The organism is Neptunomonas sp., from assembly GCF_041601355.1.
GTDB lineage: Bacteria > Pseudomonadota > Gammaproteobacteria > Pseudomonadales > Balneatricaceae > Neptunomonas.
In genome coordinates this window covers 1-21,079 of the sequence record NZ_JBFIIH010000071.1, presented here as the reverse complement: position 1 = coordinate 21,079, position 21,079 = coordinate 1, and the positions used below count along the sequence as shown (strand labels likewise).

At 46.9% G+C, this 21,079-nt stretch carries 18 protein-coding genes and 2 tRNA genes; 15 read left to right on the top strand and 5 right to left on the bottom strand.

All coding sequences use genetic code 11. The features are described 5' to 3' along the window. Positions 1–404 precede the first annotated feature (404 nt). A complete protein-coding gene (locus ABY436_RS12090; RefSeq protein WP_372739220.1) occupies positions 405–1,322 on the bottom strand; it encodes a LysR family transcriptional regulator in 918 nt (305 codons plus the stop codon). Positions 1,323–1,671: 349 nt separating this feature from the next. Between ABY436_RS12090 and ABY436_RS12085 the strand changes: the two genes are divergently transcribed. Beyond that, a complete protein-coding gene (locus ABY436_RS12085; protein WP_372739219.1) occupies positions 1,672–2,091 on the top strand; it encodes a Crp/Fnr family transcriptional regulator in 420 nt (139 codons plus the stop codon). 274 nt (positions 2,092–2,365) lie between these two features. Here the strand turns inward: ABY436_RS12085 and ABY436_RS12080 are convergent, their stop codons facing one another. The 3 genes from ABY436_RS12080 to ABY436_RS12070 all read right to left on the bottom strand — a co-directional run bounded on the left by ABY436_RS12080 (position 2,366) and on the right by ABY436_RS12070 (position 6,179). Next, the gene (locus ABY436_RS12080) at positions 2,366–3,886 is read right to left on the bottom strand and encodes a Na+/H+ antiporter NhaC family protein (RefSeq protein WP_372739218.1); all 1,521 of its coding nucleotides are present in this window, start codon (positions 3,884–3,886) and stop codon (positions 2,366–2,368) included. Between the two features lie 64 nt (positions 3,887–3,950). Next, the gene (locus tag ABY436_RS12075) at positions 3,951–5,234 is read right to left on the bottom strand and encodes an NAD(P)/FAD-dependent oxidoreductase (protein WP_372739217.1); all 1,284 of its coding nucleotides are present in this window, start codon (positions 5,232–5,234) and stop codon (positions 3,951–3,953) included. Positions 5,235–5,516: 282 nt separating this feature from the next. Further along, the gene (locus ABY436_RS12070) at positions 5,517–6,179 is read right to left on the bottom strand and encodes a substrate-binding domain-containing protein (RefSeq protein ID WP_372739223.1); all 663 of its coding nucleotides are present in this window, start codon (positions 6,177–6,179) and stop codon (positions 5,517–5,519) included. 149 nt (positions 6,180–6,328) lie between these two features. On the opposite strand from ABY436_RS12070, the gene ABY436_RS12065 reads away from it, so the two are divergent. Genes ABY436_RS12065 through ABY436_RS12050 form a run of 4 tightly spaced genes read left to right on the top strand, consistent with a single transcriptional unit; the run spans position 6,329 to position 9,705 of the window. Next, positions 6,329–7,348: a TRAP transporter substrate-binding protein gene (locus ABY436_RS12065; RefSeq protein WP_372739216.1), complete on the top strand. Its 1,020-nt coding sequence runs from the start codon at positions 6,329–6,331 to the stop codon at positions 7,346–7,348. Positions 7,349–7,406: 58 nt separating this feature from the next. After that, positions 7,407–7,949 (top strand): TRAP transporter small permease subunit, encoded by a 543-nt coding sequence (locus ABY436_RS12060; RefSeq protein ID WP_372739215.1) that lies wholly within the window; start codon positions 7,407–7,409, stop codon positions 7,947–7,949. Continuing rightward, complete coding sequence (locus ABY436_RS12055) at positions 7,939–9,261, top strand: TRAP transporter large permease subunit (protein ID WP_372739222.1); 1,323 nt, start codon at positions 7,939–7,941, stop codon at positions 9,259–9,261. The genes ABY436_RS12060 and ABY436_RS12055 overlap by 11 nt, the downstream gene beginning before the upstream one ends. Positions 9,262–9,273: 12 nt before the next feature. After that, positions 9,274–9,705, top strand: coding sequence for a universal stress protein (locus ABY436_RS12050; RefSeq protein WP_372739214.1), 432 nt, complete (start codon positions 9,274–9,276; stop codon positions 9,703–9,705). A gap of 29 nt (positions 9,706–9,734) precedes the next feature. Here the strand turns inward: ABY436_RS12050 and ABY436_RS12045 are convergent, their stop codons facing one another. After that, positions 9,735–10,676: a LysR family transcriptional regulator gene (locus ABY436_RS12045; protein ID WP_372739213.1), complete on the bottom strand. Its 942-nt coding sequence runs from the start codon at positions 10,674–10,676 to the stop codon at positions 9,735–9,737. 243 nt (positions 10,677–10,919) lie between these two features. Between ABY436_RS12045 and ABY436_RS12040 the strand changes: the two genes are divergently transcribed. The 10 genes from ABY436_RS12040 (at position 10,920) to ABY436_RS11995 (ending at position 20,885) form a co-directional block, all read left to right on the top strand. After that, complete coding sequence (locus ABY436_RS12040; protein ID WP_372739212.1) at positions 10,920–12,383, top strand: NAD-dependent succinate-semialdehyde dehydrogenase; 1,464 nt, start codon at positions 10,920–10,922, stop codon at positions 12,381–12,383. 88 nt (positions 12,384–12,471) lie between these two features. Beyond that, positions 12,472–13,845 (top strand): aminotransferase, encoded by a 1,374-nt coding sequence (locus ABY436_RS12035; RefSeq protein ID WP_372739211.1) that lies wholly within the window; start codon positions 12,472–12,474, stop codon positions 13,843–13,845. A 225-nt stretch (positions 13,846–14,070) separates the two neighbouring features. Further along, entirely contained in the window at positions 14,071–14,568 is a 498-nt protein-coding gene (locus tag ABY436_RS12030) for a CinA family protein (RefSeq protein WP_372739210.1), read from the top strand. A 162-nt stretch (positions 14,569–14,730) separates the two neighbouring features. Beyond that, positions 14,731–15,768: a recombinase RecA gene (recA, locus tag ABY436_RS12025; RefSeq protein ID WP_372739209.1), complete on the top strand. Its 1,038-nt coding sequence runs from the start codon at positions 14,731–14,733 to the stop codon at positions 15,766–15,768. 68 nt (positions 15,769–15,836) lie between these two features. Beyond that, positions 15,837–16,295, top strand: coding sequence for a regulatory protein RecX (locus tag ABY436_RS12020; protein WP_372739208.1), 459 nt, complete (start codon positions 15,837–15,839; stop codon positions 16,293–16,295). A gap of 173 nt (positions 16,296–16,468) precedes the next feature. After that, a complete protein-coding gene (gene alaS / locus ABY436_RS12015; protein ID WP_372739221.1) occupies positions 16,469–19,060 on the top strand; it encodes an alanine--tRNA ligase in 2,592 nt (863 codons plus the stop codon). 33 nt (positions 19,061–19,093) lie between these two features. Continuing rightward, a complete protein-coding gene (locus tag ABY436_RS12010; RefSeq protein WP_372739207.1) occupies positions 19,094–20,329 on the top strand; it encodes an aspartate kinase in 1,236 nt (411 codons plus the stop codon). 123 nt (positions 20,330–20,452) lie between these two features. Continuing rightward, positions 20,453–20,653, top strand: a complete 201-nt coding sequence (csrA, locus tag ABY436_RS12005; RefSeq protein ID WP_372739206.1) for a carbon storage regulator CsrA — start codon at positions 20,453–20,455, stop codon at positions 20,651–20,653. Between the two features lie 62 nt (positions 20,654–20,715). Then, positions 20,716–20,805 (top strand) — tRNA-Ser (locus ABY436_RS12000). Between the two features lie 3 nt (positions 20,806–20,808). Continuing rightward, a tRNA-Arg gene (locus tag ABY436_RS11995) sits at positions 20,809–20,885 on the top strand. Positions 20,886–21,079 lie beyond the last annotated feature (194 nt).

Sequence of the window (21,079 nt, the reverse complement as noted above, 5' to 3'; positions counted from 1 at the left end):
GGCTGGAAGCGCTCACTGTTTGGTGATCTGCATGCCTATGGCCCTGATGCGGTACGTTTTTACACCAAACGTAAAACGATTACACAGCGCTGGCCTTCAAGCGGTGTACGTGAAGGCGTATCTTTCGCGTTTCCGAGCTAGTTGTTCATAAGGGGGTAGGTTACTGCTCCTTGTTCTACTTAGTTATCACCTCCAGCTTTGCAGGCCATCTGAATCATTTCAGATGGCTTCTTTTTATCAGAGCACCCGGTTTTATATCAGACTATCTGGTTTTTCATCAGTCAAGGCGAACCAACAGTCTGCCAACTATATGGATAAGGTTATTCAACATAAGCATTTGCATAAGCAATGGAGGCATGTGAGTCATATTTACGTCCGTTATGCTTGAGTGCGTATTTATTCTTTTACAAAGAAGCAGGCTCTGAGGTTAAGTATTCAAGAAAGGTTTGTTGTACCAAATTGGAGCGCGCACCTTTGCGCGAGATGGCAGAGAACTGAGTTGAATAATGATATTGTTCAGGTAGTAGGGCACGCATTCTACCTGCCTGTACCCACTGCGCAGCCAAATGCGCTGGTAAATAGCCAATATAGCGTCCGGTAAGAATCAGAAACGCGATCCCTTCTCTGTCGGTAGCGGTGGCGGTCGATGTCAGTTGTTGGTGGCAGGCTTTGATTTCAGGGGTTTGCGCGTAAGCAGGCACGACTGCATCCCAGAGGCTTATTTTGCCTATGTTATTGTCTGTCATTGCAAATAAGGGATGCTCGTTAGAACAGTAAAGCTGCGACTCTTCCTGATAAAGCGGGAAATATTCCAGCCCGGCTAACGCACGCAAGTCAGGCACGATGCCAATGTGCAGACGACCATCAAGGATGCCGAGTTCTATCTCATTGGGTGGGGCCATGCGGATATTGATAGTGACGTCAGGGCCCTGTGTTTTTAGCGCAGATAAAGCGTTAGTGATGCGCATATGTGGCATCGTGACCAGATTGTCGGTAATGCCGATATTAAGCTCCCCTTTGAGTTGAGTGTGCAAAGTGTTTACCTGGGTGCGGAAGTCTTCAATAGAGGAGAGTAACTGCAGTGTGTAATGGTAGATCTGCTCTCCTTCTTCAGTAAGTGAGAAACCCGAGCGACCGCGTTGGCAAAGCCGGAACCCCAAACGACTTTCAAGGTCAGACATGGCGATGCTGATAGCAGCACGGCTGATATTGAGATCAACTTCGGCCGCTGAAAAACCACCGCTTTCAACCACAACTTTATAGATACGCAGCAGGCGCAGATCGATATCGCTCAGCTGTCCTTTAAGTTTTATCTTGCTCACGATGTTGCTCTTTAATGGCAGTTGGTTAATTTTTACTTATGTGAAGCTTTCTTATCTTTGTTTTTTGTAAACATTAAGCAGGTAATAACATACTGTCAATATTGGCATGCAAACAAAGGGCTGATGATTCTTTATGCGTGCGGATATAAATGCGGAAAATGGTTGTCTTATTTATATGAAGCAGATTCATTTTCGTCGCTTAAAAGTGGAGTGTTAAACAAGGAGGTTGGGCGCTGCTGCGACGCTGATGAACAATAATTTAGTGTAAGGTTGGCGATTAATTATGCAGTGTTTCTCCTATTCAGATGTTAATACAATTTTTCCGGTTAGTTATTGTCAGGAATTGTCGATGTTTGGTGCATTGGCGCCAGCCTTTCTCGAGTTCATTTTGAGCGAGGGAAAAATTAACAAATACACTCCGGGCGAAACCGTCTTCTCGCCAGGCGAAGATTCCACCCGGTTCTATGTGGTACTCAGCGGATTAGTCAGCTTTTCACGCCCCAAAGGGAATAAGAAAATTTATATTCGTTGTTTTAAACCCGGAGAGCAGATCGGGTTTGTTGGTATGATTGGTCTGCATGAGCGCAGAGGCTTTGCGATTGCAGAAGAGCAGACCTACCTGCTGGAAATTACTTCAGAGTTATTTCATCAGGTTTGTGAAAAATTCCCAGCCGATTTTGTGGTTTTTCTGATTAATATTACACGCGAGCTGAGTCGTGAGATCAATGATCTGGACGCGCTCTGTACCGAACTTAATACAGTTGAATAAGCCGCTTTTCAAATCTGAAACTCTAATTTTCATCTATTCATCTATTCATCTATTCATCTCTGAATTCTAAGCCTTCAATCATCACCGGGAGTCATTACATAAAGCCCGGCTGTTGCGTTAATAACCCCGGGCCATGCTGAATTGTTAACAGTATTGATTGTTATTGTCATGGCGGGCTTGAAAGTATGCTGGGGGGTATTAAAAAACGCCTCTTTTTCGGCTGATGGGATAACGATAAAGAGGCGTTGTCTCTGTTTTTTGGACTTTTTGACTGTTAGGCCATGACAAAGCCCATGATTAACAATGAAGTGAACGCCAGTGCCGCAGCGATCAGAGCGTACGGAATTTGTGTCAGTGCATGTTGCATGGGTGTGCAACCGGAACCCTGAGACGTGAGTACGGTTGAATCGCTGAAGAAGCAGGCGTGGCTACCGAAGGCTGAGGCAGAGAGTAGTGCACCAACGGTGAGCGGCATCGACATATCAAAGGAGATAGCCATTGGGATTACGATGGGTAAAGAAACCACAAAGACCCCCCAACTGGAACCCGTCGCGAATACCACGGCAGCCATAGAGGCGAAGACTAAAGCAGGTAGCATCTCTTTGGACAAATAAGGTGTGAGCGAGTCAATGATATAGGGTGTCATTGCCAGTTGATCGTTGATCTCTTTGACCATGAAACCCGCGCATACCACAGCGATGGGATGCAGCATCACCTTGAAGCCGTCCAGCATAGAATCAACTAATTGGCCGAAGGTTAATAAGCGTTGCCAGAAATACATCACCATTGTAAACATCGAAGCAACCAGTGCACCGAGTAACAGATCAATATCGTAGTAGACACTGGCCGCCACGAGGACAGCCATCGGTAATAAAAAGTTGATCAGGCCGACGAACGAGGATGTTTTCTTCATGTTCGAGGTGTCGAAGCCGTCGAGCAGAGTACCGCAAGGGATCGGTTGGCCTGCCTGAGCACGTTTCTCGGCATGCTTCATCGCACCGAAGTCACCGAGAATACCCGCAGCGACCAGAAAGACAACTAACAGCGCTAACCAGCCGTATGCCATGTACGGAATTGACTCGATATACAGTGACATACCGTTGCCTGCAGGGGTAGCGCCATTCTCCTCAAGCAGGGCTGCAAAGTAGACAGCCCATGTTGATACCGGCACCAGGATACAAACAGGGGCGGCTGTAGAGTCAACCAGAAAAGCCAGCTTCTCGCGGGATATTTTATAGTGATCTGTCAGGCGTTTCATCGATGCTGAAACCGCTAACGAGTTCAGGTAATCATCGATAAATACCATGATGCCGAGTGCGCAGGTGGTTAACATAGTGCCTCGCCGGGTTTTGATGCGCCCCGCCAGCATTTCACCAAAGCTAAGGACGCTGCCACCGCGCTCCAGCATGTTAATCAGTCCTCCCATCATGCCGCAAACCAGGACAATCCAGGCGATAGTTTCATTCATGACTACGGAGATTGAAAGGTCGCCCAGAGCGTTAACCAGGTTGCCGGGGTCGAGCAGAAGAAGTCCCGCGATAATACCGGCAAAAATTGACTCCAGCGGTTTTTTGGTAATCACCGCGACAAACAGAATAAGAAGTGCCGGTAACAGGCTATAAAATCCATAGGATTCGCCTTCCACATGCTGCGTGGAAAGATAGGCAAAAAAAGCCATAATTCCACCATAAAACAGCAGCCACTTTTGCGGGCTGTTAACCCCCTCTACTGTCTGCTGTGTGGCGTTAGCAGTGGTGCTGCTATCAATGCCTGGCTGAGCAATTTCTGTACTCATGAAAATACCTTGGTCATATTTTTATAGTTGTTAAGCGATTTGGTGTATCGGCTTTACTGGCGAATCAGACACCAAATTTGTCGCGCATTGTGTAATACCAGGCACCTATGGCGGTATAGGGAATACGGAATGTTCGGCCACCGGGGAATGGGTATTGCGGCAAGCTGGCAAAGATATCGTAGCGTTCTGCCTGGCCCTGAATTGCATCAGACAGTACTTTCCCGGCTAAATGAGAAGAGGTGATGCCATGACCGCTGTAGCCCTGCGCGTAATAGATATTGCTGCCGATGCGGCCAAACTGCGGCAGACGCATTAAGGTGAGTAGGAAATTACCTGTCCAGGCGTAGTCTACTTTTACCCCTTTTAGCTGAGGGAAGGTTTTCAGCATATTCGGTACGATCAGTGACTCAATTTTCTCCGGTTCGCGAGCGCCGTAGGTAACACCGCCACCGTAGATCAGGCGGCCATCGCCTGACAGGCGGAAGTAGTCGAGAAGATAATTACAGTCTTCAACGCAATTATCCCGGGGCAGTAACTCTTTTTGCTGAGCCTCGCTCAAAGGCGCGGTGGTAATAACCTGAGAACCACATGGCATCGCTTTTTGCTCAAGTTTGGGTATCAGGTCACCGAGGTAAGCATTGCCGGCGACGACGACAAAGTCAGCTGTAACGCATCCTTTGGCGGTATGCACTTTGACCTTGCTACCTTCTTCAACACGGGTGACCTTTGAGTCTTCATAAATTACACCGCCGAGTGATTCCAACGCTGCAGCTTCACCCAGGACGAGGTTTAAAGGATGAAAATGGCCGCCGCTTTTGTCGAGTAAACCGCCTGTATAACGTTTGGAACCAATGTGATCCTGGATGCTATCAGCCGTCAGCATCTCTAGCTGGGTATGCCCGTGAGCTTCCCATAGCGCTTTCTTGCTTTCCATTTCTTGCAATTGCTTAGTGTTGCACGCGGCGAAAATACCGCCCTCTTTGAGGTCACATTGGATATTGTATTTGCTGATAAAATTACGAATAATTCTGCCGCCCTCAAAGGCCATTTTTCCCATTTCGGTGCCGGTTTTTTTTCCGTAGTGTTTCTCAATAAAATCGATATCGCGGCTGTAGCTATGTACGATCTGCCCGCCGTTGCGTCCCGATGCGCCAAAACCAATGCGGCTTCCTTCCAGTACAACAACGTTAAAACCACTTTCGGCCAAGTGAAGCGCCGTGGATAGTCCTGTATAACCTGCACCAATGATGCAGATGTCAGCATTGATCTGCTCTTCAAGCGTAGGGCGTATATTCTTATCGTTGGCCGAGGCGGCGTAGTAAGACGTGGTATGAGATGGTGCTGCCATAATAAACCTCTGTAATGTGGCCTGCGGGTAGCAGGTGATGCTTGGCTACGAAATAATCTGTAAATACCCAAAATATCAATGTGTTTCAGATGGGTAGATCGGTAGCTGAGTGTAAGGTAGCCGACAATGCTAAGATACTTGGCAGGTGATCTTTGTTGATATACCTAGTAGGGGATATTTTTAGTCGGTTGTTGGTTTTGCTGAAGCGTCATTAATGACATACAGGAAAATAACGCAAGGGTAAAATACTCAGAAGTTGGACCGAAGGGGAATACAAAGAGCTTAATAAGGTGCGCCGGTTTCGGCATCAACAAAGACGTTGTTAATCGTTTTCAGAAAGAGGTCTCTGGCACGGTTTGGCTGAGCCGACTTTTTGCTGATGACGGCAACACCTAAAGAAAAGAATTTGCTTTTGGTCGCTATGGCTTTTAAATCACCTGAACTGATATGCGGGGCGGCAACGGATTCGGGCAGAAAGCAAATATATTGCCCGGATAAGGCCATGGCAATGCGTGAATCGTAGTGGTAAGCCGTTCCGGCAAGGTGCATGCTGGATAGCTGCTGGTAAACTTCTTCATGAGGTTTAAGGCCCGCATGCACCATGCGGGAACCATGAAGAAGCTCTTCGGTGAGCTGCTCCTCAGATAGGTCATAGAGTGGGTTATCCCGGCCGCAGTACAGATAATTAATATCGGTAAAAAGATGTATATAATTTAATCCTTCCAGCTGCCGATGGTAAGGGATAAAGGCAATGTCTAATTCATCATTAAGTACTTTTCTTTCCATATCCCCCATGTGCTCAACATTGGTCGTCATTTCTACATCGGGGGCTTGTTGGCAAAACTCTTTGATTATTTCGGAAAGACGGCAACGCGGATCAAGACTGAAGGTGTCGCTCAGGGCAATGTTAAGCTGCCCGGAGGGGCTGGTGCTGAGATTATGGATGGTGTGGCGAAAGCTTTCTAACAGCTCAAGTAGCTTACACGTCTGGTCATAGATAACGGTACCTTCATCGGTCAGTGAAAATCCTGATCTGCCACGCTTGCACAGCGTCAGGTTTAACCTGGATTCTAAGTTGGCTATATGAATACTAGATGATTAAAACAATAAAGAGTTTAAAGAAAAAGCTTTCAGCAACAGCATTGCTGATGACGCTGGGTTTGGGTGTTGCTGCCGATGTAGCAGCCGCTGAACATAACTGGCGTTTCAGCAACCTGTATGGCCGTGGTACAGCTTTTGGTGAGTTGTATGAAGGTCTGGCTAAAGATATCGAGACTATGTCTGATGGTCGGATTGCAGTGCAGGTGCTTTACTCAGGTGAAGGTGTCGGGACTGCAGGCTTGCTGGGAGCAGTAAAATCCGGACTGATCACAATGGGTGCGCCTTTTCAATCAATGCATGCTGGTGAACTTCCGGCGGGTGTAGTAGAAATTGGTTTGCCGGGCGGTACAGATGATCCTGTAAAACTGAATGCCTTGTTCCACGATCAGGGTTGGGACGCTGTCCTTAAGCAGGCTTATGGTTCCCAGGGTATGGTGTGGCTTGAACCGTACATCCAGCCACCGGTATATATCATCACTAAGAACCCAATCAATTCAGTAGCTGATTTCCAGGGTTTGAAAATTCGTGCACCGGGTGCTTATGGTAAATTCCTGCGTAACCTGGGAGCATCACCGGTATCGTTGGCCTGGAGTGAAATTTATACCAGCTTGGCAACCGGTGTTATTGATGGTTCTATCGGCAGCAACATGATCGACCATCGTGATGGTAACCATGTAGAAGTCGCTAAGTATATGTACCGTCTGCCTCTGGCCGGTGCTCAGGTGTTACCGATCGTTGTAAATCGTGGTGCCTGGAAAAAGTTACCAGAAGACTTGCAGGCTGTTGTGCAAAAAGCGACAGAAAATCATGCACAGGAGCAGTTAACCAAATCTAAAACATGGGAAGCTGAAGCGGTTGCAGAAATGGAAGCTAAAGGACTGTTGTGGAGCCCTGAGCCGAGTGATGCTGATAAAAAAGCGTGGGCGGATGCCGGTGCTGGCTTGTGGGATGAGTATGCTGAACAAGATAAATACAGTAAGCAGCTGATCGATATTCTGAGAAAGAATCAGTAATTCGTCTCAACATTGAAAGGGGTGGTTTTCCACCTCTTTTTATTTAGCAGGTGTACTCATGGTTGCAACTTTCTTAAGGGGTGTATGCCGCAGTATTGACGTTGTCGTTATGCTGACAGGTAAAGCAGCCTCCTACTTGATGCCTATTTTGGCTTTTGTCGTCGCATTCGAAGTCTTCTCGCGCTATTTTCTTGGTAAGCCTACTGTCTGGGCTTTTGATTTCTCTTTGTTTTTGTTTGGTTATATTGCCGCATTAGGTGGCGCATATGCTCAGCAAAAGCGGGCACATATTAACGTTGATATTCTCTATCTGAGCGTCTCCCATAAAACCCGCTGTGTGTTCAATCTGATCTCTTTCTCTCTTGGTATTTTCTTTTTACTGGTCATTATCAATATGAGTCTTGGTAAATATGAAGAAGCTATTGAATTTGATTATCGCCGTCAAAGTGAGTGGGCGCCACCTATGTACCATTTCTGGGTGATGATGGTTATTGCCTGTGGTCTTTTTATGGCTCAGCTGGGTCGCGATATGCTGCTTGATCTGTATTACCTGTTTACCGGTCAGAGGCTAATTGAGCAGGAGAATGATGATGGGAATTGAGTTATTAACTGGCGTTTTGTTGTTTTGTATCCTGATATTTTTTGCATTAGGTGCGCCGGTAGGTTTGGCGCTGGGCGGTATCGCCATGGTTATCGGATATATGACCTGGGGCGACGGGATCTATAACGTTATTCCCTCAACACTTGAAGCAACCTATTTCAGTTTTATTCTGTTGGCTATCCCGCTTTATATTTATATGGGTCAATTGCTGACAAAGTCGGGCATCGGTGATGCCATGTTTAATGCGAGTCAGATGCTGATTGGTAAAGTCAGAGGCTCACTGGCGATCAGCGTAATCGTAGTCTGCTCAATGATCGGTGCCATGGTCGGTATTATCGGTGCCGGCATTATGACATCTGGCAGTATTGCGCTTCGGCCAATGCTTGAGCGTGGCTATGACAAACGCCTGGCTTTAGGTGTGATAATGGCGGGTGGTGGTCTCGGTATTTTGATTCCACCCAGTATTCCTATGATCATGTTTGCGGCATCAACGCAAAACTCTGTAGGGCGGATGTTTTTAGGTGCAATGGTTCCTGCGCTATTGATGATATGTCTGTTAATCGCCTACGTGATTATCAGTTGCCGTCTTAATCCAAAGCGTGCGCCTCTGTTAGAAGAACAAGATGACATCGCTCCGGTGAGCGCAAAACAAAAATTCAGAACTGCGCGTGATGGTTTTTTTGCGATTCTGCTTATCGTGGCGGTATTGGGTAGTATCATTACAGGTATCGCTACACCCACCGAGTCGGGAGCTATCGGTGTCGTAGGTGCTATTTTGCTGGCGATTCTTTTCAAACGTTTCAAAATGGAAATGTTCCAGGCGGCAGGCTTGCAGACTGCTATTTTAGTCAGTGTTGCGATGTGGATAATTTTTGGCGCTTCAGTATTCAGTAACTTTCATCTGCTGATGGGGGTTCAGAGCATGGTGGCCGAGTTTACCGGCGGGCTGGATCTGCCTCCGATTATGATCATCATCATGTTTCAGCTCATTATGTTACTGCTGGGCTTTATCATCGATGAGTTTATTATCGTCTTGATGTGCGCGCCGCTGTTTACTCCGATCGCCGTGTCTCTGGGTTATGACCCTATCTGGTTTGGTGTATTGATGATCATCAATATTCTGATTGCGGTACAGACGCCTCCGTATGGATTTGCATTGTTCTATCTTAAAGGTATCGCTCCGCCGGGTGTGGGCATGGGGGATATTTATAAATCAGTTACACCATTTATTATGCTTAATTTAGTGGTCCTGATTCTATGTATGATCTTTCCTGAAATAGTGCTTTGGTTGCCCAACAAAGTAATGGGTTAAAAAGGAAAAATAATGTTTAAAAATATTTTAATTCCAGTCGACCTGGCCCATGAAGAACAGTTTTCCCGATTGATGGCAGCGGCGGTATTGCTCATCGGTAGCAACAAAGCACAAATCGATCTGCTGTATGTGGACCAGAGCTTAATACATCAGGGTAGCTATCCTTATCTGGATAATAAAACCTACGCTGAACATAAAAAAGATGCCACGGCGCGGCTTGAGTATCTTATTCAAACTTTTGCGCCTGCACATGTGACCTGTGTGATTCACATCCGCCAGGGAGCTGCACATGACCACATCATAGAAGAGGCTAAGTTGCAGCAATCAGATGCTATTCTGATGATGGCGAAGCGGCCGGGTATTGCCAGTTACTTTCTGGGTAATACGGCAGAAAAAGTGGTGCGCCATGCTGATTGTTCGGTATTTGTTATACGTGATCAGTGATGTAAATAAAGGGTGCCGCTATTGGTAGGTCAGGTGAGGTGATTGCTGTTAATGGACTGCTGCAGACACTTATAGAAAATAGTGCTGATAATCTCGTTACTGTTTTTTTTGCGCCTGATCGCCGTAAAGGTGTTTGTGTAGGCATAAGTGTCAGTAAGCAGTGGTCGCATCTGATCTGTCAGCCCCCAATTACTGACTAAATGACGCGGCAGGATGCCCAGATAGTTGCCGCTGAGGATTAAGGTCGCTCTGGCTTCCTGGTGGTGAGCTTTAGCCTGTTTGTTCCAGAGCTTCATGTCTGGGTGGAACTCCCTGCCTGGCATTAGCCGGGGTGATTCAACAAATTTATACTGTTGTAGTTCTTGTGGGGAGATGTCGGCACATTCTTTTTTATAAAGGGGGTGTCTTTCTGCGCAATAAAGCAGCATCTCTTCTTCGAACAGTGTCAGAGTTTCCAGTTCGAGATAATTCTGTGGCAAAACAGTAATGCCGATGTCGACTTGCTTGCCCAGCACGGCCGTTGTGACCTCATCCGATCCCATTGTGCTTATTTGCAGACGCACATCGGGGGCTTGTTCGGCAAAGCTGCGCATGGCGTCGATAATGCATGAGTTGTGAACGCCTAACATATGTTCTGCAAAACCAAGATGTAGATGTCCGAAGATGCGATTGTGTGCATGGTTAACGCGCTGGCCAAATTGCTCGATAGCATCGAGTAGATCCAGCGTAGCATTGTAAACAACCTGTCCATGATCGGTCAGGCTGAAGCCGCCGCGACCACGATCACAGAGGCGCATATCCAGGCGGGTCTCCAAATCTGAAATGTAGTTTGAGATGGTGGAGTTGGCAAGATTCAAACGAATCTCCGCTGCGGTAAAACCACCGGCATCTACGACTGCTTTGAATACCCTGAGTAAGCGCAAGTCGATATCGGCGAGTTGCCTGGAAAGCGCTACTTTTTTACGACCCATTTTTACGACCCATATGTAGTATTTATTGTTAGGATTTATTTCGTTAAAAACCTGAAAACCATAGTTACGATCAATTTCATGAGGCCTGGCGACCTCAGGCAGAGTAATAGAAGATGTTTACATTTGTATATTCAAATGTAAATGTATGGAAATGATTATATAACCCAAAGATAAACTGATCTATAACTACTCAACATAAATAGATAGCGCGATTTTAAGCTGTTTATAGCCGGAGAGAACTGCATGACAATTCAATTAAATGATTCCACTTTGCTTAAAACACAGGCTTATATCGATGGTCAGTGGGTGGACGCTGATAAAGGCGAAACCTTTGCGGTGACTAACCCTGCAACGGGTGAGCATCTGGCTGATGTGGCCAGCGTCGGTGCCGATGAAACGCGCCGTGCAATTATCGCTGCTGAAAAAGCGATGGTTTCCTGGAAAGCGTTACCTGCTAAAACACGTTCAGAATTGCTGGAGCGCTGGTATAACCTGATTATTGATAATCAAGAAGACCTGGCTGTTTTAATGACCGCTGAGCAGGGTAAACCATTATTTGAATCGCGGGGTGAAGTGGCTTACGGCGCTTCATTTATCAAGTGGTTTGCCGAAGAAGGTAAGCGTGTTTATGGCGATATCATCCCAAGTACGCCTGATCGCCGCGGTGTTGTAGTTAAGCAGCCTGTTGGTGTTGTCGCCGCCATTACGCCATGGAATTTCCCCAATGCCATGATTGCCCGCAAGGTGGCCCCCGCACTCGCCGTCGGTTGTGCAATGGTTTTAAAACCTGCCGCTGAAACGCCTTTGTCTGCGTTAGCGCTGGTTGAGTTGGCCGATCGTGCGGGATTGCCTGCGGGATTGTTTAGTGTGTTGCCGGGTAGTAATGCGCAGGCGATTGGTGGTGAGATGACATCAAATACCATCGTTAAAAAAGTGACGTTTACCGGTTCGACTCCTGTTGGTAAATTACTGATGAAGCAGTGTGCTGATACAGTCAAGCGTACCTCTATGGAGTTAGGTGGTAATGCGCCTGTTATTATTTTTGATGATGCTGATCTGGATGCTGCGGTGGCGGGTGTATTGGTGGCTAAATACCGCAATTCAGGCCAAACCTGCATTTGTGCCAACCGTATTCTGGTACAGGAAGGTATTTATGACGCCTTCATTGAGAAGTTTGCGGCGGCAGTAAAAGGCTTTCGGGTAGGTAATGGTATGGACGCGGATTCTACTCATGGCCCGGTTATTACAGAGAAGGCAGCAACTGAAATTCACGCTAAAGTGCAAAGTGCTGTTGCCGAGGGTGCTACGGTTGTACTCGGCGGCCAGCCTGGTTCGCAAGGTGCCTGCTTCTATGAGCCTACTATTCTGACTAATGTGACAGATAAGATGCGCGTTTTCCGTGAAGAGATCTTTGGCCCGGTCGCACCGGTATTTAAATTCAGTAGTGAAGAGCAGGCGATAGCCATGGCCAATGACACTCAATTTGGTTTGGCAGCGTACCTCTATACTGAAAATATGGGGCGTGTCTGGCGGGTTTCAGAAGGTATTGATTATGGCATGGTTGGTGTGAATGAAACGGCTATCAGCTCTGAAGTGATCCCTTTTGGCGGTATGAAAGAGTCTGGTCAGGGGCGTGAAGGCTCCAAATATGGCTTGGACGATTATCTGGAAACTAAATATATTTGTATAGGCGGTCTGAACCGCTAAAACTTCATGCGAATGATGGCGCGTGTGGCGCAATCCTGTACCAACTTTACAGCGATATAATCGATATGATGTTTAAAGGAGACATGTGATGAGTCAAATTATTTACCCGACTACTAATTTTAAAGCGACCCAGACTCTGACGATTGAGCGTGGAGAGGGGGCTTACGTATACGACAGCAATGGTAAGCAATATCTGGAAGCACTGGCAGGTCTGTGGTGTACCTCGTTGGGTTATAACAACCGTGAGTTGATAGAAACGGCCAGTGAGCAGATGAGTAAGCTGTCTTTTTCACACATGTTTGGCGGCAAGACGCATCAGGTAGGTATGGACCTTGCTGAAAAGCTGTCTGCGATGGTGCCTGTTGAAAATGCGAAGGTCTTTTTTGGTAACTCGGGCAGTGACGCTAACGATACGCATATCAAAATGCTTCGCTATTATTTTAATGCGATTGGTAAGCCTGAGAAGTTCAAGATTATTTCACGTGAGCGCTCGTATCATGGCGTAACAGTCGCGGCTGCCTCACTGACAGGTTTGCCGCCTAACCATCAACATTTTGACCTGCCGTTTGACGCGCTGGGCGTTTTGCGTACGGATGCCCCTCATTACTATCGAGGTGCGCTTCCTAATGAAAGTGAGCAGCAGTTTGTTGATCGTATCACTAACAATCTGGAGCAACTGATTTTACAGGAAGGTGCTGACACAATCGCCGCCTTTATCGCTGAGCCGATTACCGGTGCCAGCGGCGTGATCGTGCCGCCAGAAGGCTATTATGAACAAGTGCAGGCGATACTGAATAAGTACGGTATTCTTTTCTGGGCTGATGAAGTGATCACCGGATTTGGCCGTACCGGCAATGATTTCGGTTGTACAACCATGGGAATTAAAAAGCCCGCGATGATGACGTTAGCTAAACAGCTTTCATCGGCTTATATGCCTATCAGTGCCTCTGTTATACGCGGAGATATGTATGAAGCGATGATTGAACAAAGTGCGTCGGTCGGTGTTTTTGGGCATGGGTATACCTACTCCGGACACCCGGTGGCATGTGCTGTTGCGCTGAAAACATTGGAAATCTACGAACGGGATCACATGTTCGCCAGAGCTGCAGTGCTGGGTGAGTATATGCAGAAGCGACTCAGAGAATTTTGTGAGCATCCGCTGGTAGGTGAAGTGCGTGGTAAAGGCATGATCGCCGCCGTTGAACTGGTTGCTAACAAACAAACCGGTCAGGCGTTTAACGGTGGTGTGGTTGGGGCATTTGCTCAACAGGCGTGTCAGAACCACGGCATGATTACGCGTGCAGTAGCAGGGTCGTCTATTGCTTTTTGTCCTCCCTTGATTGTGACAGAAGCGCAGATCGATGAAATGGTCGAAAAATTTAGTAAAGCGCTGGATGAAACTTATCTGTTTGTTAAGAAAGAAGGGCTGTTAGTTAAGCAAGAAGGGCTGCTGGTCAGCTAGTCCGTTAGTTGGTTTGTTAAGTCTCCGGGTCTGATCTTTACGGTCATCTTTTTGGGGGAGCGTTGCTCCCCTTTTTTTATGTGAGCAAGGGATTGTATCCGTGTCTGTCGCTACGCAATAATACCACTAGATTTTACTGACATTAAACGCTGTAAAGCCGCATTGCTCAGTGAAATGCAGGGCTGAAAAGCAAGCTGATAAATAAGTTAAAAGCAGGTGAGCTGAATGTTGGATATCGCGGAAAAAGTAGGCCGGGAGCTGGAGTTGCGTGGTATGAGAATGGCGACAGCCGAGTCTTGTACCGGCGGCTGGATCGCTCAGGAAGTCACTGCTGTAGCCGGGAGTTCGGCTTGGCTTGAGTGTGGATTTGTAACCTATTCGAACAGAGCTAAGCATACAATGTTAGGTGTCGAAGCTGCGGTTATTGAAACATACGGTGCTGTCAGTGAGCAGGTTGTGATACAGATGGCGGAAGGCGCGTTGCAAAAAAGTGGAGCGGATATTGCCGTTGCTGTCAGTGGTGTGGCAGGACCCGGCGGCGGTAGCGCAGCAAAGCCAGTGGGTACTGTATGGCTTGCCTGGGCAATGCAGGGGAAACCCACAGTAACTCTGGTGAACAAATTTGATGGCAACAGAGAGAGTGTCAGGCAACAGAGTGTTCAAAAAGCGCTTGAAGGTGTGCTTGACTGCCTGCAGAGCGCTTTTCATAAAACTTCACCCTAGCCCTCCAATAGCTGTTCTGCACAACTGTTATTTACGGCTCTGTTGATAGCTCTTTTTCAGAAGTCCCGGAGAAGTGAATAAGATACTTGCAATTACACAGAGATGTCGTAATATACTGTCCATACATACAGTATTATTGTCAGGCAGTGTAAAGGGTTGAATATGGACGATAACAGAAAAAAAGCGCTTGATGCCGCTTTATCACAAATTGAACGTCAATTCGGTAAAGGCGCTGTTATGCGCATGGGAGATCAGCCGCGTGAAGCAATCCCGTCTGTCTCTACTGGCTCATTAGGTTTAGATGTTGCTTTGGGCATAGGTGGTCTTCCCTATGGCCGTGTTGTAGAGATCTATGGGCCTGAGTCTTCTGGTAAAACCACCCTTACATTGCAAGTGATTGCTGAAGCGCAAAAACAGGGTAAAACCTGTGCGTTTGTGGATGCTGAGCATGCGCTTGATCCCAATTATGCCGAAAAACTCGGCGTAAATGTTGATGAGTTGCTGGTATCACAGCCGGATACCGGTGAGCAGGCGCTGGAAATTTGTGACATGCTGGTTCGCTCCAATGCCGTTGACGTGATCGTCGTTGACTCAGTTGCTGCGCTAACCCCTAAAGCTGAGATTGAAGGTGAGATGGGTGACTCGCACATGGGCTTGCAGGCACGTCTGATGTCGCAGGCGCTGCGTAAAATGACAGGCCATGTGAAAAGTTCAAATTGCCTGTTGATCTTCATCAACCAGATTCGTATGAAAATTGGTGTGATGTTTGGTTCTCCGGAAACCACAACCGGTGGTAACGCGCTTAAGTTCTATGCATCTGTACGTTTAGATATCCGTCGCATTGGCGCTGTTAAGCAGGGCGATGAAATTATCGGCAACGAAACCCGTGTTAAGGTCGTTAAAAATAAAGTCTCTCCGCCCTTTAAGCAGGCTGAATTTCAGATTTTATATGGGCAGGGCATCTACCGTATGGGCGAGATTGTCGACTTAGGTGTGCAAAATGGCCTGGTTGATAAAGCCGGAGCATGGTATGCCTATAACGGAGATAAAATTGGTCAGGGTAAGGCAAATGCTGCTAAATATCTGAGTGAGCATCCTGAAGCAGCTGAAGCGATTGAGCTGGCGCTTCGTGAGAAGTTGCTTAGCGTTCAGGTAGTTGTCCGGGAAGAAAAAAAAGATGCTGAACAGCTAGATCTGTAAAGCTGGATTGTAAAATTGAGCTATCTGATAAAAGGCCGTTTATACGGCCTTTTTTTATGGAGGAAAAGATGGAAAGCGAAGCAGAAATCAGATCTGCTGTTATCTCACTATTAGCACGAAGAGAGTATAGCCGGGCAGAAATTGAACATAAGTATCGTGATAAATATGATGCAGTGGAGCTAGCAAGCGTATTAGATCAATGCCAGGCCAATGGCTACCAAAGTGATCAGCGTTTTGCAGAGATGTTGGTCAGAAGTAAGGCTGGCCAGGGCTATGGTTTGTTAAGGATATTGCAGGACGGCAAGCGTAAAGGGTTAAGCGAAACCTTATTGAAAGACTGTATCCGGGAGCAAGCACCTGATTGGTTCGAGCTGGCGGCGAGCTTATGCCAGCGAAAGTTTAAAGAGGGGGTTGATACACAGGATAGAAAGCTTTACGAAAAACGGATGCGCTATTTGTTAAGTCGCGGTTTTAGTTACGAACAGGCTAAATATGCGATTGAATCTGTGAATAGTGACATAGAATAGACTAATTTCTGCTTTACATCTCATCATCTATTGACAAAAAGATTCGAACAAATTCCGGCTGCGATATATACTTGTTCGCCATTTTACATGTGATTTTCTTTTAAATCGCTCAGAAATTGGGCTTTTTAAAGTATTGTAACCAGCCAGCGGAACGATTCATCCATATGAAATACATGACAAGTGCCGAGATTCGCCAGGCTTTCCTGGATTATTTCAACAAACAAGGGCATGAAATAGTAGCGTCCAGCTCTCTTATTCCTGCGAATGACCCCACTCTGCTGTTTACCAATGCCGGTATGGTGCAGTTCAAAGATGTATTCCTGGGAGATGATAAGCGCTCTTACAGTCGTGCGACTACAGCTCAGCGTTGTGTCCGCGCTGGTGGTAAACATAATGATCTTGAAAATGTAGGTTATACAGCGCGCCATCATACTTTTTTCGAGATGATGGGGAATTTCAGCTTTGGTGATTATTTCAAACCTGAAGCTATTCGTTTTGCCTGGGTGTTTCTGACTGAGGTTATGGGGCTGCCAAAAGACAAGCTCTGGATCACAGTGCATCATTCAGATGATGAAGCAGAACGTATCTGGAAAGAAGAAATTGGTGTAGATCCGGAACGTTTTTCTAAACTTGATGAAGATAATTTCTGGGCAATGGGTGATACCGGTCCATGCGGTCCTTGTACTGAAATATTTTTTGATCATGGTGAAGAAGTATTTGGTGGGCCGCCAGGCAGTCCTGATGAAGATGGCGATCGCTATATTGAAATCTGGAACGTCGTTTTTATGCAGTATAACCGCAGTGCCGATGGAGAGATGGTTGCGTTACCACGCCCGTCTGTTGATACCGGTATGGGGCTTGAACGTATCGCCGCAGTTATGCAGGGTGTGCACAGTAATTATGAAATCGATTTGTTTCAGCGTTTGCTGAAAGCAACCGCGGCTGCAGTGAAAACAAATGATCTGGATAATAAATCATTACGGGTTATTGCTGACCATATTCGCTCATGCTCGTTTTTGATTACTGACGGAGTAACGCCGTCGAATGAAGGGCGTGGCTATGTATTGCGTCGAATCATTCGTCGCGCTATTCGTCATGGTAATAAGCTCGGCACAAAAGAGCCTTTTTTCAACACGCTAGTGGCTGCATTGGTCAAGGAGATGGGTGATGCTTATCCTGAGCTTGGAAAAATGCAGGAACAGATTGAACGTGTTCTGCTAAAAGAAGAACAGCAGTTTGCTAAGACGCTGGATAATGGTATGCGTCTGCTGACTGAAGAAATCAGCGGTCTTGAAGGGGATGTTATCTCTGGTGAAACTGTTTTTAAATTATATGATACCTACGGTTTCCCGGCTGATTTAACAGCTGATGTTGCCCGTGAACATCAGCTTACCCTTGATATGGATGGTTTTGAGCTGGCGATGGAACAGCAGCGTCAGCGTGCCAGGGCATCAGGCGGCTTTGCAGTTGATTACAACGATAAGCTTGATTTGAATGGTGTGACCGAATTTATCGGTTATGAGCATCTGGAGGGCGGTGCAGAAGTCGTCTCTCTTTTTGTCGAAGGTGAGGCGGTACACCAGCTCAGCGCTGGTCAGAGTGGTATTGTGGTATTGGACCATACGCCTTTTTACGGCGAATCCGGTGGTCAGGTAGGTGATCGAGGCCATTTAAGCTGGGATCAGGGGCAGTTCTTGGTAAAAGATTGCACCAAAGAAGCGAAAAGCCACCTGCATCATGGCGAGCTGGTTGAAGGTGTTTTATCTGTCGGCGATAAAGTTTTTGCGCAGATAGATGAGCAGGCAAGGCGGGCTACAGCCTGCAACCATTCGGCAACGCATCTGTTGCATGCGGCATTGAGATCTGTACTCGGTGAGCATGTTCAGCAAAAGGGCTCTTTAGTAGATCCCGAGCGTCTTCGCTTTGACTTTGCTCACTTTGAAGCCCTGACGGCTGATGAGCTGAAACAGGTGGAGTCGATTGTAAATGCTCAGATATTAGCCAATGCCGAAATAAAAACGGATGTGATGGATATGGAGCAGGCCAGGCAGAGTGGTGCGATGGCGCTGTTTGGTGAGAAATACGACGATCAGGTACGTGTGCTTTCCATGGCCGATGGCTTCTCTATTGAGCTGTGCGGTGGTACTCATGCACAGAGAGCCGGTGATATAGGCCTGATGCAGATCGTTTCGGAAGGAGGGATTGCTGCGGGAGTACGTCGTATTGAAGCGGTGACAGGGCAGGGCGCTCTGGCATATGTGGCGGCTAATGAGAATAGTCTGACAGAAATCTCTGCGTTGGTTAAAGGTTCACGAGATAGCGTTGTCGATAAAGTGCGCGCTTTATCTGAGCGTAATCGTCAGCTCGAAAAAGAGATAGAACGTTTGGCTATGATGCTAACATCGGCAAAAAGTGGCGATCTTGTTGAAAAAGCTATTGAGATTAACGGTGTTAAATTACTCGTTGAAAATCTGCAAGGTGCTGATCCTAAGGCGTTACGCGATACCGTAGATCAATTGAAAAATAAGCTGGGGTCAGCTGTTGTAGTGTTGGCTACAGAGAGTGAAGGAAAAATCAGTTTGGCGGCAGGGGTTACCAAGGATCTGACCGGTCGGGTTAAGGCGGGTGACCTGGTGCGTGAGCTGACCGCTAAGCTGGGTGGTAAGGGCGGTGGTCGTCCGGATTTTGCGCAGGGTGGAGGTGTGGATTGTGCTGCATTACCTGCTGTGCTTGGAAGCGTTAAAGAGTTGATAGCAAATATATAGGGCTACTAAGATAGCTGATGGAGGCTGATAGGCATGGCTCTATTTGTACAGAAATATGGTGGGACTTCGGTTGGTTCGGTTGAACGAATTGAAGCAGTTGCAGACAAAGTGCAACGATTTCGTGAGCAAGGACATGATTTGGTAGTAGCCGTCTCGGCAATGAGCGGTGAGACAAATAGGTTGATTGCTTTGGCAAAAGATATTCAGGACGAGCCCAGTCAACGTGAAATGGATGTCCTCTTGTCAACCGGAGAGCAGGTGACTATTGCGTTACTTTGTATGGCTCTGGAAAAACGAGGCATTGCTGCGCGCTCATATACAGGAAGTCAGGTGCGTATTCTGACCGACAGTGCACATACCAAAGCGCGTATTCAGGACATTGATGTTGAGCGTATACAGGCTGACCTTTCTGCCGGGCGTGTGGTGGTGGTGGCTGGGTTTCAGGGTGCTGATGCTGAGGGTAATATCACAACCTTGGGTCGGGGAGGCTCTGATACGACCGGTGTGGCGCTGGCAGCAGCGTTGAAGGCTGATGAGTGTCAGATCTATACTGATGTAGATGGCGTCTATACAACGGATCCCAGAGTGGTTGAGGGCGCGCAGCGTCTTGAGAAGATTACCTTTGAAGAAATGTTGGAGATGGCGAGTCTGGGATCAAAAATATTGCAAATTCGTGCTGTCGAGTTTGCAGGCAAGTACAAGGTGCCTTTGCGTGTGTTATCTAGTTTTGAAGATGGCCCGGGAACACTGATTACGATAGAGGAAGAGAATACAGTGGAAAAACCAATTATTTCGGGAATCGCGTTTAACCGTGACGAAGCCAAACTGACTGTGTTGGGCGTGCCGGATATCCCGGGTGTTGCCTCAAAAATTCTGGGGCCAATTAGCCGTGCGAATATCGAAGTTGATATGATCGTGCAGAACGTTGCCGCGGATCAAACCACAGATTTTACCTTTACAGTGCACCGCAACGACTATGTTCGTGCCCAGGAGATACTGCGTAAGGTCGCTCTTGAGCTTGCTGCCAGAGAAGTCGTAGGGAACAATAAGATCGCTAAGGTGTCGATTGTAGGAGTGGGTATGCGTTCGCACGCAGGTGTGGCCAGCAAAATGTTCGACTCATTGGCCAGTGAAAATATTAATATCCAGATGATATCTACGTCAGAAATAAAAGTTTCAGTAGTCATCGCAGAGAAATACCTGGAATTAGCTGTGCGTGGTCTGCATTCGGCGTTCGAATTAGACAAAGCAGATACTGTCAGTGAATGACGACGGTACATAATTAGTCTATAGTATGAGTTCACAGAGTCGGCCGGATCTTTGTGATCATCGGGTGGCTTATGCTGCCTGAAATGGCTGGTGGTATCTAAGGGACGATTGGGAGATCCGAACATGTTAATTTTAACTCGCCGCGTTGGTGAAACCTTAATGGTAGGTGATGAAGTCACCGTTACTGTTTTAGGTGTAAAAGGTAATCAAGTACGTATTGGTGTTAATGCACCGAAAGATGTAGCCGTGCATCGTGAAGAAATTTACGATCGTATTCAGCGTGAAAAAGAAGGCGAAAAAGACAGTACTGAAACACAAGATTGATTTTTTTAGAATTATTCCTTTTCTTTTTAAAATCAGTCTTGTATAGTACGCGCCGTTGACAAGGTGAGATGGCCGAGTGGCTGAAGGCGCGCCCCTGCTAAGGGCGTATAGGGGAAACTCTATCGAGGGTTCGAATCCCTCTCTCACCGCCATTTGCGCCCGTAGCTCAGCTGGATAGAGTACTTGGCTACGAACCAGGCGGTCGCACGTTCGAATCGTGCCGGGCGCACCAGTCAACGATGTGAATCGATTTAAAGATCATTAGATTTTTAAATCGATACTGTAAGAAGTTGTAAAAGTTGTAAAAGTTGTAAAAGTTTTAAAAGTTTTAAAAGTTGTAAAGATTTACTGTTTTAGTGTTAGCGCGCCCGTAGCTCAGCTGGATAGAGTACTTGGCTACGAACCAGGCGGTCGCACCTTCGAATC

Excerpts from the sequence above, each read along its gene's own strand:
- ABY436_RS12080 (WP_372739218.1), bottom strand. The coding sequence starts at position 3,886 with ATGAGTACAGAAATTGCTCAGCCAGGCATTGATAGCAGCACCACTGCT.
- ABY436_RS12010 (WP_372739207.1), top strand. The coding sequence starts at position 19,094 with ATGGCTCTATTTGTACAGAAATATGGTGGGACTTCGGTTGGTTCGGTT.
- ABY436_RS12020 (WP_372739208.1), top strand. The coding sequence starts at position 15,837 with ATGGAAAGCGAAGCAGAAATCAGATCTGCTGTTATCTCACTATTAGCA.
- csrA (WP_372739206.1), top strand. The coding sequence starts at position 20,453 with ATGTTAATTTTAACTCGCCGCGTTGGTGAAACCTTAATGGTAGGTGAT.
- alaS (WP_372739221.1), top strand. The coding sequence starts at position 16,469 with ATGACAAGTGCCGAGATTCGCCAGGCTTTCCTGGATTATTTCAACAAA.
- ABY436_RS12055 (WP_372739222.1), top strand. The coding sequence starts at position 7,939 with ATGGGAATTGAGTTATTAACTGGCGTTTTGTTGTTTTGTATCCTGATA.
- ABY436_RS12085 (WP_372739219.1), top strand. The coding sequence starts at position 1,672 with ATGTTTGGTGCATTGGCGCCAGCCTTTCTCGAGTTCATTTTGAGCGAG.
- ABY436_RS12065 (WP_372739216.1), top strand. The coding sequence starts at position 6,329 with ATGATTAAAACAATAAAGAGTTTAAAGAAAAAGCTTTCAGCAACAGCA.
- recA (WP_372739209.1), top strand. The coding sequence starts at position 14,731 with ATGGACGATAACAGAAAAAAAGCGCTTGATGCCGCTTTATCACAAATT.
- ABY436_RS12045 (WP_372739213.1), bottom strand. The coding sequence starts at position 10,676 with ATGGGTCGTAAAAAAGTAGCGCTTTCCAGGCAACTCGCCGATATCGAC.
- ABY436_RS12035 (WP_372739211.1), top strand. The coding sequence starts at position 12,472 with ATGAGTCAAATTATTTACCCGACTACTAATTTTAAAGCGACCCAGACT.
- ABY436_RS12050 (WP_372739214.1), top strand. The coding sequence starts at position 9,274 with ATGTTTAAAAATATTTTAATTCCAGTCGACCTGGCCCATGAAGAACAG.
- ABY436_RS12060 (WP_372739215.1), top strand. The coding sequence starts at position 7,407 with ATGGTTGCAACTTTCTTAAGGGGTGTATGCCGCAGTATTGACGTTGTC.
- ABY436_RS12030 (WP_372739210.1), top strand. The coding sequence starts at position 14,071 with ATGTTGGATATCGCGGAAAAAGTAGGCCGGGAGCTGGAGTTGCGTGGT.
- ABY436_RS12040 (WP_372739212.1), top strand. The coding sequence starts at position 10,920 with ATGACAATTCAATTAAATGATTCCACTTTGCTTAAAACACAGGCTTAT.
- ABY436_RS12075 (WP_372739217.1), bottom strand. The coding sequence starts at position 5,234 with ATGGCAGCACCATCTCATACCACGTCTTACTACGCCGCCTCGGCCAAC.